The organism is Polaromonas sp., assembly GCF_039932935.1.
GTDB lineage: Bacteria > Pseudomonadota > Gammaproteobacteria > Burkholderiales > Burkholderiaceae_C > Polaromonas.
The window spans coordinates 1-12,757 of the sequence record NZ_JBDTPB010000049.1 but is presented as its reverse complement, the minus strand read 5'-3'; the positions used below and the strand labels follow the sequence as shown (position 1 = coordinate 12,757).

The window sequence follows — 12,757 nt, the reverse complement described above, 5'->3', positions numbered from 1 at the left end:
CCTTGATCACGTTGCAAAGAGCACTTCACGGTTGGAGTACGTAAAGCGATTCACGGCGTTGGGCTGCGGATAAACCGGGCCCAGCGCCGCGAACACAGGAGCAAAGCCCAACGCGCACTCTTCGGTAGCGTCACTGGTCTTTGCAATTCTTGAAATCATTGTTGCTTGTCTCGCGTATTTTTCTGGTCAATCAATCCCAGGAAAGGGCACCACCGGATTGGTACTCGATCACACGGGTTTCAAAAAAGTTACGCTCTTTTTTCAGGTCGATCATTTCGCTCATCCATGGGAACGGATTCTCCTCGTTGGGGAAGAGAGTTTCAAGTCCGATCTGCGTGGCGCGGCGATTGGCGATGTAACGGAGGTAGCCCTTGAACATGGAGGCATTGAGGCCGAGCACGCCGCGGGGCATGGTGTCTTCGGCGTAACGGTACTCGAGTTCAACGGCTTTCATGAACAAGGCCTTGATCTCTGCCTTGAACTCGGCGGTCCAGAGATGGGGATTTTCGAGCTTGAGCTGGTTGATCAGGTCGATGCCGAAGTTGCAGTGCATCGACTCGTCGCGCAGGATGTACTGGTATTGCTCGGCGGCGCCGGTCATCTTGTTCTGGCGGCCCAGTGCCAGAATCTGTGTGAAGCCCACATAGAAGAACAGGCCTTCCATCAGGCAGGCAAAAACGATCAGCGACTTGAGCAGGGTTTGGTCGGTCTCGGTGGTGCCGGTCTTGAAGTGCGGATCGGAGATCGCTTCAATGAAGGGGATCAGGAACTGGTCCTTGTCCCTGATGGACTGGACTTCGTTGTAGGCGTTGAAGATCTCGGCCTCGTCCAGGCCCAGCGACTCAGTGATGTACTGGTAAGCATGGGTGTGGATGGCTTCCTCAAAAGCCTGGCGCAGCAGAAACTGGCGGCATTCAGGCGCCGTGATGTGGCGGTAGGTGCCCAGCACGATGTTGTTGGCAGCCAGGGAGTCGGCGGTCACGAAGAAACCCAGGTTGCGCTTCACCAGACGGCGTTCGTCTTCGGTCAAGCCGTTCGGGTCTTTCCAGAGCGCGATGTCGCGCGTCATGTTCACTTCCTGCGGCATCCAGTGGTTGGCGCAGGTGGCAAGGTATTTCTCCCAGGCCCATTTGTATTTAAACGGCACCAGCTGGTTGACGTCGGTCTGGCCGTTGATGATTCGCTTGTCGGAGGCCTTGACGCGCTGCGCCTTGGCGGGTGCGGCGGCAGGAGCCGAAGGGGCTGCAGCTTGCGCAGGTGTGAACGCGCCGTCGTTGAGCATGCGCACTTGCGCTTGGGGTTGCTCGGCGGTGTTTAAAGAAAGAGGCGGAAGTTCCATCGAGCGGCCTTCAGGCAGGCCGCTGTTGTGAGATGTTTGCAAAGATGGTTTGACTTCTTCGTCCCAGGTCAACATGTGAGGTTTCCAATACTTTGGGATTATGAAAGCAGCGATGAAAAATGAAAAGTGTTCATTCACATCACCGTGAATTTTGTTGCTCAATTACATCGAGTTCTGCATGGGTTTTGCCATGAATCGCGCGAGAAATTTTCATCGCGCGATTCATTGTTTTTTATTGGCAGGCCTCGCAGCCAGGATCGTCAATCGCGCAGAACTTGATGTCGGTCGCCGGGACTGAATTCATCTGTGCACGCGCGACAGCTGCGGCTGCATCCAGGGCGTTCATGCTCCCGGTGTCACTGGTGTTCCCGGACGCAACCGAGTTGAGCTTGCCGGCCTGAACCGTTGACTTCTCTGCATGTGTCGCGCTCTGCGTGCGCAGGTAATAGGTGGTTTTCAGGCCGCGAATCCAGGCCAGTTTGTAGGTGTCGTCAAGCTTCTTGCCCGATGCGCCCGCCATGTAGATATTGAGTGACTGTGCCTGGTCAATCCACTTCTGGCGTCGCGCCGCGGCTTCGACCAGCCAGGACGTTTCCACCTCGAACGCGGTGGCGTACAAAGCCTTGATGTCGTTCGGTACACGATCGATGGGGCGCAGCGAGCCGTCAAAGTGCTTGAGATCCACCACCATGACTTCATCCCACAAGCCGAGCCGCTTCAGGTCTTCGACCAGATAATGGTTGATCACCGTGAACTCGCCGGACAGGTTGGATTTGACCGAGAGGTTGCCAAAGCAGGGCTCGATGCAGGCGTCCACGCCAATGATGTTGGAGATGGTCGCGGTTGGTGCAATGGCCACGCAGTTGGAGTTGCGCATGCCGTCCCTGGCAATCTTGCTGCGCAGGGAATTCCAGTCGAGGGTGGCGGAGCGGTCAACTTCAACGTAGCCGCCGCGCTCTTTGGCCAGCATGTCCAGGGTGTCCAGCGGCAAGATGCCCTGGTCCCACAGCGAGCCTTTGTAGCTCGCGTACTGGCCGCGTTCTTTGGCCAGTTCGGTGGAGGCCCAGTAGGCGTAGTAGCAGATGGCTTCCATGGAGGTGTCGGCAAATTCGACGGCAGCCTGGGACGCGTAAGGCACGCGCAGCTCATACAGGCAATCCTGAAAGCCCATCAGGCCCAGGCCGACCGGGCGATGCCGCAGGTTGGAGTCGCGCGCCTTCTGCACGGCGTAGTAGTTGATGTCGATCACGTTGTCCAGCATGCGCATGGCCGTGGTGATGGTTTTCTTGAGCTTCTCGTGGTCGACTGCGCCGTCCTTCAAGTGCTGGACGAGGTTGACTGAGCCGAGGTTGCAGACGGCGGTTTCGGTGTCGCTGGTGTTGAGCGTGATTTCGGTGCACAGGTTGGACGAGTGCACGACACCGGCGTGCTGCTGCGGAGAGCGCACATTGCAGGCATCCTTGAAGGTGATCCAGGGATGGCCGGTTTCAAACAGCATCGACAGCATCTTGCGCCACATGTCGGTGGCCTGCAGCTTGCGGGAAGGCTTGATCTCGCCGCGCTCGGCCTTGGCTTCGTAGGCGGTGTAGATTTTCTCGAAGTCCTTGCCGAACTTGTCGTGCAGGTCGGGCGTGTCGGACGGCGAGAACAGCGTCCAGCTGCCCTTTTCCATCACGCGACGCATAAAGAGGTCGGGAATCCAGTTGGCGGTGTTCATGTCGTGCGTGCGGCGGCGGTCGTCGCCGGTGTTCTTGCGCAGTTCCAGGAACTCTTCAATATCCAGGTGCCAGGTTTCCAGGTAGGCGCAGACAGCGCCCTTGCGCTTGCCGCCCTGGTTGACGGCAACTGCCGTGTCATTGACCACCTTCAGGAAAGGCACGACGCCTTGCGATTCGCCGTTGGTGCCCTTGATATGGGCGCCCAGGGCGCGCACAGGCGTCCAGTCATTGCCCAGACCGCCGGCAAATTTGGACAGCAGGGCGTTTTCCTTGATGGCGTCGTAAATGCCGCCCAGGTCGTCGGCGACCGTGGTCAGGTAGCAGGACGACAGCTGCGAACGCAGGGTGCCGGCGTTGAACAGGGTCGGCGTGCTCGACATGAAGTCGAAGGACGACAGGATTTCGTAGAACTCGATCGCGCGCTCTTCGCGATTGATTTCGTTCAGCGACAAGCCCATGGCCACGCGCATGAAGAAAGCCTGGGGCAGCTCGATGCGCTGCTTGCGCACGTGCAGGAAGTAGCGGTCAAACAGCGTCTGCAGGCCGAGGTAGTCAAATTTCAGGTCGCGCTCGGGTTTGAGCGCAGCGCCCAGACGGGCCAGGTCGAACTGCTGCAGCTTTTCGTCGAGCAATTCGTTTTGCACGCCTTTGGCGATGAACTGCGGGAAGTATTCGGCATAGCGGATCGCCATGTCTTCCTGGCTGACTTCCTCGCCCAGCACTTCCCGGCGGATGGTGTGCATCAGCAGGCGTGCGGTGGCGTAGGTGTAGTCAGGGTCTTTTTCGATCAGGGTGCGCGCCGCCAGGATGGACGCCTTGTAGACCTCGTCGATGGGCACGCCGTCGTAGAGGTTGCGCATCGTTTCCGCAACGATCGGGTCCGGCTTGATGTCGGCACCCAGGTTGGCGCAGGAGGCTTCGATCAGGGCCTGCAGGTTACGAACGTCCAGGGCAACGCGATTGCCGCGGTCAGTGACGTGCAGCAGCGGCGCTGCGGGCGTCTGGGTTTGCGGCTGGCGCGCACGCTCTTGCGTTCGTTTTTCGCGGTACAGCACATAGGCACGGGCAATCTCGTGGTGGCCGCCGCGCATCAGGCCGAGTTCGACCTGGTCCTGCACGTCTTCTATATGAAAGGTTCCACCGCCAGGACGCGAACGCATCAGCGCGCGGATGACCGCCTGGGTCAGGCCGTCAACCGTTTCGCGGACGCTGGCCGAAGCTGCGCCCTGCGTGCCGTGCACGGCCAGGAAGGCTTTCATCATGGCCACGGCAATTTTGTTAGGCTCGAAAGGCACCACGCCGCCATTGCGACGGATGATCTGGTAGTGAGCGAGCGGGTTGCTTTGCGCGTTGGTATCGCCGGTTGCTGGGCTGCTTGCCAGAACGCTCGACGTGACGGGCACCGCGTGTTGTGCTGTTTGCATGACTTCCTCTTTGCTTGTTTTGTGGGTGGTTTGACGTGCTGTTCGGGGTCTCTGGACATCTTGAGGTATTGCACAGGCCTATCAACCTGCTCCTTCATTTCCTGACCCGAATTACGTCAAACTGAATTAGGGCTTAGACACTATACCTAGGGTACTGGGGGAATACAAGCCACTACAGGTAGTGTATCGCTGTCTTAATTGACCGTTACGTTTTGTGGCTTTTTTATGCGCCATTTCGATGCATGGGCACGGCATTGACGACGGTGCATTTGCCATGCGAAGCCGCGAAGCATGAAGGCTTGCGGCCGCTGATGAGGTGCTGCGGCGGATGTCACACAGGCACGCGGCTTGAGCTGCCGCACATTCCAGTGCGGTAAAAATAACCAGAATATTTAAAGCCAGACGTACGGTGTGAAAGAGCCTGGCGGCTTCAATCGCCTAAGTGTTTTGGGGAAAACACCTAGCCGGTAATGACAATGGGTTTTTCAGCAATGGCCAGTCAAAGCCAGGACCCGGATCCTGCTTTCGTCCGGGTGCGATGTGCTCATGTCCCGCAATGTGCGCGATGGGATAGGCCTGGAGCAAAGTGGCGCACAGCCCACCGAGGGTTTCATACTGGGGCGCCTCAAAGGTATTTCCTTCAAGGCCTTCCAGCTCGATACCGATCGAGTCGTCGTTGCAATTGGCGCGGCCGCGGTAACTGGATTCTCCGGCATGCCACGCGCGGTCGTCGCAGCTCACAAACTGCCACAGCGCGCCGGTACGGGTGATAAAGAAGTGCGAAGAAACCTGCAGGCCGCGAATGCCCTGGAAGTAAGGGTGTGCCTCCCAGTCAAGCTCATTGGTAAAAAGGCGCTGGACGTTGCCGTTGCCAAACTCGCCGGGCGGCAGGCTGATCGAATGAATGACGACCAGGTCGATTTGCGCGCCGTGGGGGCGTGAACCGAAATTGGGCGAGGCCAGCGCACGCGCGTAACGGTACCAGCCGTTTTGCCATAAAGGCGGCGTAAGGGCGTGGCTGCTGTCAGGCTGGATCATCGGCAGCGTCAAGCCCCTCGGCAAGGTCGTCGTTGCCGGGGGTTGCAATATTCAGGCGGGCAATGCGATAGCGGATCTGACGAAGGCTCAGGCCCAATTTGGCGGCCGCCGCCGTACGGTTGAACCCGGTTTCCAGCAACACCTTGGTCAGGATGTTTCTCTCCTGTCCGTCCAGGTAGTCTTGCAGGTTTTCTGGAATAGCAACGTGGGCTTCGGCCGGTGCGTCGAAATGCAGGGCGTTTCCTTCACCGAGCGCCACGGCCCGATGCAGGATGTTCTCCAGCTCCCGGACATTGCCGTTGAAAGGCCGGCATTGCAGCTGTTCCATCACGGACTCAGTCAGTTCGGGCATCTTGAACCCCGATTCCTGGCAGATTCTGGAAAGCAGGGCGTTGCACAGGGCTGGCAGATCTTCCCTTCGTTCGCGCAGCGCAGGCACGGCAATTTCAATCACGTTGAGCCGGTAATAAAGATCCTGGCGAAAGGTCCCCTCCTGGGCTTCTGCCGCCAGGTTTTTGTGCGTCGCGCTGACGATGCGTACGTCTACCGTATCTTCCTGCGGCGAGCCCAGGGGCCTGACGGTGCGCTCCTGAATGGCTCGCAGAAGCTTGGACTGCATGGCCAGCGGCAGATCACCGATTTCATCGAGAAACAGGGTCCCGCCCTTGGCCGCCTGGAAATAGCCTTGCCGGTCCTGTGCTGATCCGGTGTAGGCGCCTTTGCGGGCACCAAAAAATTCCGCTTCAAGAAGGTTCTCCGGGATGGCGCTGCAATTGACGGCGACAAAAGGCCCGGCTGCGCGGTGGCTGCACGCATGCACGGCCCGTGCAACGAGCTCTTTGCCTGTGCCCGACTCGCCCTGAATGAGGACAGGAGCCATGCTCCCGGCCACTTTGACGATGCGCGACTTCACAGCGCGCATGACGGCTGATTCGCCCACCAGCCGCTGCAGGATCAAGGCTCCGTCCCCGTTTTTTTGTTGCGCATGCGCAGAAGAAAATGCCATGCCCGGCTCGGAGGCGTTCCGGTCACTTCTGGGGGCGGCGGCGGGTTGCCTGCTGCCTTGCACGGCAGATGCCACAACGCTGCGGAACTGCTTCAGATCCACCGGTTTGGTGAGGTAGTCAAAGGCACCAGCCTTGAGGGCTTCCACCGCATTTTCGGCCGAGCCGTGGGCCGTAATCACTACGCACCGTTCGGGCCTCTGCTGGTCGACCATATCGCGCAGCAACTCGAGACCCAGACCGTCGGGAAGACGCATGTCGGTGATCACCGCGTCGAAGCGGTGCGCCTTGAGCTGTTCGCGGGCTTGCAGAAGATCGCCCGCCGCCTCTACCCGATACCCCTCCCTGAGCAGCGTCAGCTCATACAGGGTGCGCAGGTCCGGCTCGTCGTCGATCACGAGGATGCGGGCTTGTTGGGGAACGGGGCCGGGGGTGCTCATGGTTCAGAGGCCATTGTGGCAAAAGAAGCGGCGGGCAAGCTCAGCGGCACGCCGGATGGCCCGAATATGACAAAAAATTCATTGCCGTCAACGCCGCCGCGTTGCACGCGCTGATAGCCAATCAAGGCGCCGTAGCGTTCGCATAACTCGCGGCAGATGTACAGGCCCAGTCCGCTGGAACGGCTTTCAGACGAGAAAAACGGCTCGAACAGATGCGTCTGCACGGTTTGCTCCATGGGCTGGCCATCACTCCAGACCGACAGACGCGCTTGGCCGGGCGTAACGAGTTGGGTCGACACTTCAATAGCCCGTTCGGACATGCTGGCATAGCGCAAGGCGTTGTCCAGCAGATTGATCATCAAGCGCCGCAGGTGCTCGGGTTCAAAACACACCACGGCATTGCCGGAGTCCGCGGCGATCTGCATGCGCCCGGTCGCCGCGGCCTGCTCTGCCCAGTCCGTCGCAATCCTTTGTGCGGTGTCATCCAGCGCCAGCGTGGTGGTTTGCGGTGAGGGCAGGTGTGCCTGGGCGCGTGAGATATTCAGTACCTCATCGACGATTCTGGCCAGGCGCTGCGCGTTTTGGCGGATCATGGCCGTGAGCTGGCGGTGCGTTTCGTCCTGCAAATCCTCTTCCAGCAAAGCGTTGGCCTGTGAGATGGCGGCCAGGGGGTTCCTGATTTCGTGTGCCACGGCGGCCGACATGCGGCCCATGGCCGCCATTTTTTCGGTCCTCACGCGGGCTTCCATTTCACGCAGATCTTCCAGGAACATCACACAAAGGCTTTCATGGTTGCCGCTGCGGGAGGACGCAAGGCGTGTGCGGACGTGAAGCCTTCGAGTATTGCTGTTTGCGTATTTAAGGCCGACATCTGCTTCCTGGGGAGCTTGTGTGCTGAACGTGCTGTGCATCATCTCGGCCAGGGGCAGCCAGGCTGTCTCCATGACAAGAATGAACGGTGCGCTGCGAACCACGTCCCTGGCTCCGAGAAGGCGCCTGGCGGCAGGATTGGCGGAGCGGACTATGCCATTGATATCGACAACCAGCACACCGTCAGCCAATGTTTCAATGACCAGCTCGTTCACCTGCGTCTGCATGCGTGCAGCGGATTGGCTGCGTTTTGCGAGTTGTTCTTCACGTGCCAGGCGCAGCGCCAGATGGTTGGCCAGCAGCGCGACCAGGAAAAATCCGGAACCACTCAGCCCTGCCTGGAGAAAGCGTGCATTCAAGTCGCCCATCAGCTGCAGCGAGGTCCACCAGGCGTCGACCAGCAACAGCAGGGTCACGCTGGCAGCCGTTCCGAAGGCCAGCAAAATCGGCCCGAGGATGGACGCGAGAAGCACCGGCAGCGCAAACAAGGGCGTGTAGTTGATGCCGCTCGATTGCAGCGCATTGAGTGCGGAGAACGTGATGACGTCTACGCCAATGGTCAGAGCCCACTGGGCGTCAAAGGTGCTTCCAGGGGGCCGCGGCTTGGCCCAGACCCGCACGGCCAGCGTGGCACAGAGGTAGGCCAGGCACACAGCGATGGACCAGCGGTTGGTGATACTGCCCAATGCATAAATGACCGCTTGCAGAATGACGAGCACCGTGGCGATGGTCACGCGGGCCGTCATGAAGACGCGCCACAGGCGCCCAAAAGAGCCTGTCTCGGAAGCGGTTTCCCATACCCCTGAGTTCTTGTCTCCCGACTCAAACCAGTGGGATGGGGTGCTCACTTGACCCCCGCCTGCCGGCGATGTGCCTCACTGCAATAGATGCCCTTGCCGCTTGTCAGCGCGTCGGGCTTGGGCAGGTGCACATGGCAAATGTCGCATGCGACCATCTCCGCAACGGCGGTTTCACGGGTCGGCGCCGCAAAGGGGCGGGCGGCGGCCGCGTCATTTCTCTCGGCATCGCGGTTGTGGCGCCAAAGCCAGAACACCACCAGAACAAGCGCAGCAACCAGCAAATATTTCATGCGCGCCTCAGGATGACTTCAAGCACGAAGCGGGATCCGGCATAGCCGAGCAACAGCAGGCCGGAACCCAGGTACAGGACACGGACCGCTTTGCGGCCGCGCCAGCCCAGTCGGGCCCTGCCAATCAGCAGGCCGGCAAAGGTCAGCCAGGCCAACACCGAAAACACGGTTTTATGGTTCCACTTCCAGGCCAGGCCCGGCCCGTAAAGCGTTTCGGCGAACAGCCAACCCACAAAAAGCGTGGCGGACAGCAACACAAAGCCCGCCTCCACAAAACGGAAGGTGAGCCGCTCCAGCGTCAGCAGCGGCACGCCCGCGTCGGTTTGTGCGGCCAGCCGGATAGACCGCTCGGAGCGCGTCATCAACCAGCCGTGCACCACAGCGGCGGCAAACAGCCCATAGGACGCGATGCCGAGGGCCCAGTGCAGCGGCAGCCACGGGGACGCGATGGCGTGGTAAGTGGTGCCGGGGAAAATGACGGTCAGGACGACCGCGGCGCTGCCCAGGCCGGCCAGCGCCCAATGGGCCTGCAGCTGGGGAAACAGGCGGCTTTCGATGGCGTAGACGGTCAGGACCAGCCAGACCGTCATGGAAAGCGCGGGTGCAAAGCCAAAGCGCGGCGGCTCGCCCAGAAGTCCGTCAGCCAGCGCAAGAGCATGCAGCAGCCAGGCGGCCAGCAGCAGACCGCGGACAGTGGCGGCGCCCAGGCGCGGGGAAGCCAGCGCCAATGCTGCGTAGGCGATGGCGGCGCTGGCTGCTGCCGCAAGACCCCACCAGTCGCTCAAAGCTAAAATCATGGCTAGAGTTTAGCCTTTACCGCCTTTCTGGCAGCCTTTGCGGCTCTCTTCTTTTCCACCTAACTGCGCCACGCTCGTGGAGCCCTCTCATGGCCTCAGCCCTTACCGACAAGTTATCCCGCCTCGTCAAGGAAATGCGAGGCCAGGCCCGCATCACCGAATCCAATGTGCAGGACATGCTGCGCGAGGTGCGCATGGCGCTGCTGGAGGCCGACGTGGCCCTGCCCGTGGTGCGCGACTTCATTGCCCGCGTCAAGGACAAGGCCCTCGGCCAGGAGGTGATGGGATCGCTGTCGCCCGGGCAGGCGCTGGTCGGCATCGTCAACCGCGAATTGGCGGCGACCATGGGCGAAGGCGTGAGCGACATCAACCTGGCGGCCCAGCCGCCCGCGGTCATCCTGATGGCAGGCCTGCAGGGCGCAGGTAAAACCACCACGACCGCCAAGCTGGCCAAGCACCTGATTGAAAAGCGCAAGAAGAAAGTGCTGACCGTGTCCGGCGACGTTTACCGCCCGGCGGCCATCGAGCAGCTCAAAACCGTGACCAAACAGGCCGGTGCCGAATGGTTCCCCAGCACGCCCGATCAGAAACCGGCCGACATCGCCCGCGCCGCCATTGACTACGCCCGCAAGCATTTCTTCGACGTGCTGCTGGTCGACACGGCCGGCCGGCTGGCCATCGACGAAGCCCTGATGGCCGAGATCAAGGAGCTGCATGCCATCCTGAACCCGGTCGAAACCCTCTTCGTGGTCGACGCCATGCAGGGACAGGACGCGGTCAACACCGCCAAGGCATTCAAGGAGGCGTTGCCTCTTACCGGCATCATCCTGACCAAGACCGACGGCGATTCGCGCGGCGGCGCGGCGCTGAGCGTGCGGCAAATTACCGGTGCCCCCATCAAGTTCTCGGGCACCAGCGAGAAGATTGATGGGCTGGAAGTGTTCGATGCCGAGCGCCACGCCGGGCGCATCCTCGGCATGGGCGACATCGTGGCACTGGTCGAGCAGGTGGCCGCCGGGGTGGACATGGCTTCCGCCCAGAAGCTCGCGGCCAAGATCAAGTCCGGCGACGGCTTTGACCTCAATGATTTCCTGAGCCAGCTGCAGCAGATGAAAAACATGGGTGGATTGTCCAGCTTGCTCGATAAATTGCCCGCGCAGATGGCCGCCAAGGCCGGCCAGGTCGACATGGACAAAGCCGAGAAAGACATCAAGCGCAAGGAAGGCATCATCCAGAGCATGACACCGCTGGAGCGACGCAAGCCCGAACTCATCAAAGCCACCCGCAAGCGGCGCATTGCCGCCGGGTCCGGCGTGCACGTTCAGGAGGTCAACCGCCTGCTCAACGAGTTTGAGCAGATGCAGGGCATGATGAAAAAGATGAAGGGCAGCGGCATGATGAAGATGATGAAGCGCATGGGCGGCATGAAGGGCATGCCCAAGTTCTGATAAAGGCGTTTTAAGAAAAAAAGGCCTGCAGCCCAATATTGATGGGCGCAACCAGCTATTGAATCAATAGCAAGTCCAACATAAAAAAGCCGCATTGAGCGGCTTTTTTTGTGGGTTTTGAAGCTCCTCAGGCTGCTTTCAGTCGCGGCTTGGCCAGCCGGCTCGCATGCAGCCAGGCGCGCCGCAACACCGCAGGCGAGCGGGTTTCTTCCGGAATCAGCAGGTAGTTTTGCGCGCGCAGGGCCGTGCCCACGCCGACCTTGCTGGTGAGCACCGTCATCGGAATCGCCAGAAGCAGCGGCAGGCCCACAGGGATCAGCCAGACCAGCGCGCGTGCGTCGATCATGGCAATGCCGATGGCCAGCAGCACGATCACACCTGACATGGGTGCCAGCTGCGCCAGCGCATGACGCCAGGGCACAGCGGCCGCTTCGCGCGGGGGCGACTTCCATTCGAGCTTCAGGCCGGTGAGGGCCACCACCACAAACAGCGAATGCGCCAGCATGCGGATAGGCGCCTGCAGCAGGGCGATCAGGGTTTCGAGCAAGGCGCTGCGCAGCAGGCTGCCGGTGCCGCCGTAGGCCTGTTGCTGGCGGTTCACCAGCACGGCCACGATCCCCAGGACACGCGGCAAGAACAGCATGCACAGCGTCCATCCCCAGAGCGCCATTAACTCGCCGGGCAGCAGCATCCAGTCAGCAATCATGGGTGAGCCCGACAGCCACAGCGCCGTACCCAGCGTGAGAAAGCACAGCCACAGCGGCGCCGACAGATAAGCCATGGCGCCGGTGCCAAACATGGAGCGGTGCACCGGGTGGATGCCTGGCTCGGCAATGAGGCGGGAGTTTTGCAGGTTGCCCTGGCACCAGCGGCGATCGCGTTGCAGCTCGGCCAGCAAATCAGGTGGCTGCTGTTCATAGCTGCCTACCAGGTCGCCGACCAGCCAGACGTGGTAGCCGGCGCGGCGCATCAACGCGGCTTCCACAAAGTCGTGCGACATGATGCTGCCGGCCATGCCGCCCGTGCCCTTGATGTGCGCCAGCGCGCAGTGCTTCATGAAGGGCTCAAGGCGGATGATGGCGTTGTGGCCCCAGTAGTGCGACTCGCCCATCTGCCAGAACTGCATGCCCAGCGTGAACAGGCGGCCGGTGACTCGCGAGCCGAACTGCTGCGCGCGCGCATGCAGCGTGACATGGCCGATGGCCTGGGTGGCGGTCTGGATGATGCCGGCCTTGGGGTTGGCTTCCATCAGCTTGACCATGGAGACCAGGCAGTCGCCGCTCATCACGCTGTCGGCGTCCAGCACCACCATGTAGCGGTAGTCATTGCCCCAGCGGCGGCAAAAGTCGGCCACATTGCCGGCCTTGCGGTCGGTGCGGCGTTTGCGAAGGCGGTAGTACACCTCGATTTGCGGCTGGTCAGTGTGTCCGGCCAGTTGCGTGCGCAGGTCTTCCCACGCGGCGCGCTCGGCCTTGATGATGGCCGGGTTGTTGCTGTCCGACAGCACGAACACGTCAAAGTTCTGCACATGGCCGGTCATCGCGACCGACTCGCAGGTGGCGCGCAGGCCGGCGAACACGGTGCGCACG

At 60.9% G+C, this 12,757-nt stretch carries 10 protein-coding genes; 1 reads left to right on the top strand and 9 read right to left on the bottom strand.

Features of this window, described 5'->3' with window-relative positions; translation table 11 throughout:
• Positions 1–6 precede the first annotated feature (6 nt).
• The 8 genes from ABI546_RS08905 to ccsA form a co-directional block, all read right to left on the bottom strand.
• The gene (locus tag ABI546_RS08905; protein ID WP_348046180.1) at positions 7–159 is read right to left on the bottom strand and encodes a hypothetical protein; all 153 of its coding nucleotides are present in this window, start codon (positions 157–159) and stop codon (positions 7–9) included.
• A 31-nt stretch (positions 160–190) separates the two neighbouring features.
• A complete protein-coding gene (locus tag ABI546_RS08900; protein WP_348046178.1) occupies positions 191–1,414 on the bottom strand; it encodes a ribonucleotide-diphosphate reductase subunit beta in 1,224 nt (407 codons plus the stop codon).
• Positions 1,415–1,571: 157 nt separating this feature from the next.
• Positions 1,572–4,481 (bottom strand): ribonucleoside-diphosphate reductase subunit alpha, encoded by a 2,910-nt coding sequence (locus ABI546_RS08895; RefSeq protein WP_348046176.1) that lies wholly within the window; start codon positions 4,479–4,481, stop codon positions 1,572–1,574.
• Between the two features lie 438 nt (positions 4,482–4,919).
• On the bottom strand, positions 4,920–5,519 hold the full coding sequence (gene ampD / locus ABI546_RS08890; protein WP_348046174.1) for a 1,6-anhydro-N-acetylmuramyl-L-alanine amidase AmpD: 600 nt from the start codon (positions 5,517–5,519) through the stop codon (positions 4,920–4,922).
• Positions 5,506–6,963 (bottom strand): sigma-54 dependent transcriptional regulator, encoded by a 1,458-nt coding sequence (locus ABI546_RS08885; RefSeq protein WP_348046173.1) that lies wholly within the window; start codon positions 6,961–6,963, stop codon positions 5,506–5,508. Before ABI546_RS08885 ends, ampD begins: the two co-directional genes overlap by 14 nt.
• Positions 6,960–8,681 (bottom strand): ATP-binding protein, encoded by a 1,722-nt coding sequence (locus ABI546_RS08880; protein ID WP_348046172.1) that lies wholly within the window; start codon positions 8,679–8,681, stop codon positions 6,960–6,962. Before ABI546_RS08880 ends, ABI546_RS08885 begins: the two co-directional genes overlap by 4 nt.
• The gene (locus ABI546_RS08875) at positions 8,678–8,923 is read right to left on the bottom strand and encodes a PP0621 family protein (protein WP_348046170.1); all 246 of its coding nucleotides are present in this window, start codon (positions 8,921–8,923) and stop codon (positions 8,678–8,680) included. Before ABI546_RS08875 ends, ABI546_RS08880 begins: the two co-directional genes overlap by 4 nt.
• Positions 8,920–9,720, bottom strand: a complete 801-nt coding sequence (gene ccsA, locus ABI546_RS08870; protein WP_348046169.1) for a cytochrome c biogenesis protein CcsA — start codon at positions 9,718–9,720, stop codon at positions 8,920–8,922. The genes ABI546_RS08875 and ccsA overlap by 4 nt, the downstream gene beginning before the upstream one ends.
• Before the next feature lie 89 nt (positions 9,721–9,809).
• Here ccsA and ffh point away from each other — a divergent pair, with 89 nt between their 5' ends.
• Complete coding sequence (gene ffh, locus ABI546_RS08865; RefSeq protein WP_348046167.1) at positions 9,810–11,168, top strand: signal recognition particle protein; 1,359 nt, start codon at positions 9,810–9,812, stop codon at positions 11,166–11,168.
• A gap of 127 nt (positions 11,169–11,295) precedes the next feature.
• On the opposite strand, the gene mdoH is transcribed toward ffh, so the two are convergent.
• On the bottom strand, positions 11,296–12,757 hold a 1,462-nt coding region (gene mdoH / locus ABI546_RS08860; RefSeq protein WP_348046165.1), incomplete at its 5' end, for a glucans biosynthesis glucosyltransferase MdoH.

What these genes read in the sequence shown, in the direction of transcription:
- ABI546_RS08900 (WP_348046178.1), bottom strand. Translation starts at nt 1,414, where the DNA reads ATGTTGACCTGGGACGAAGAAGTCAAACCATCTTTGCAAACATCTCAC.
- ABI546_RS08875 (WP_348046170.1), bottom strand. Translation starts at nt 8,923, where the DNA reads ATGAAATATTTGCTGGTTGCTGCGCTTGTTCTGGTGGTGTTCTGGCTT.
- ampD (WP_348046174.1), bottom strand. Translation starts at nt 5,519, where the DNA reads ATGATCCAGCCTGACAGCAGCCACGCCCTTACGCCGCCTTTATGGCAA.
- ccsA (WP_348046169.1), bottom strand. Translation starts at nt 9,720, where the DNA reads ATGATTTTAGCTTTGAGCGACTGGTGGGGTCTTGCGGCAGCAGCCAGC.
- ffh (WP_348046167.1), top strand. Translation starts at nt 9,810, where the DNA reads ATGGCCTCAGCCCTTACCGACAAGTTATCCCGCCTCGTCAAGGAAATG.
- ABI546_RS08895 (WP_348046176.1), bottom strand. Translation starts at nt 4,481, where the DNA reads ATGCAAACAGCACAACACGCGGTGCCCGTCACGTCGAGCGTTCTGGCA.
- ABI546_RS08905 (WP_348046180.1), bottom strand. Translation starts at nt 159, where the DNA reads ATGATTTCAAGAATTGCAAAGACCAGTGACGCTACCGAAGAGTGCGCG.
- ABI546_RS08885 (WP_348046173.1), bottom strand. Translation starts at nt 6,963, where the DNA reads ATGAGCACCCCCGGCCCCGTTCCCCAACAAGCCCGCATCCTCGTGATC.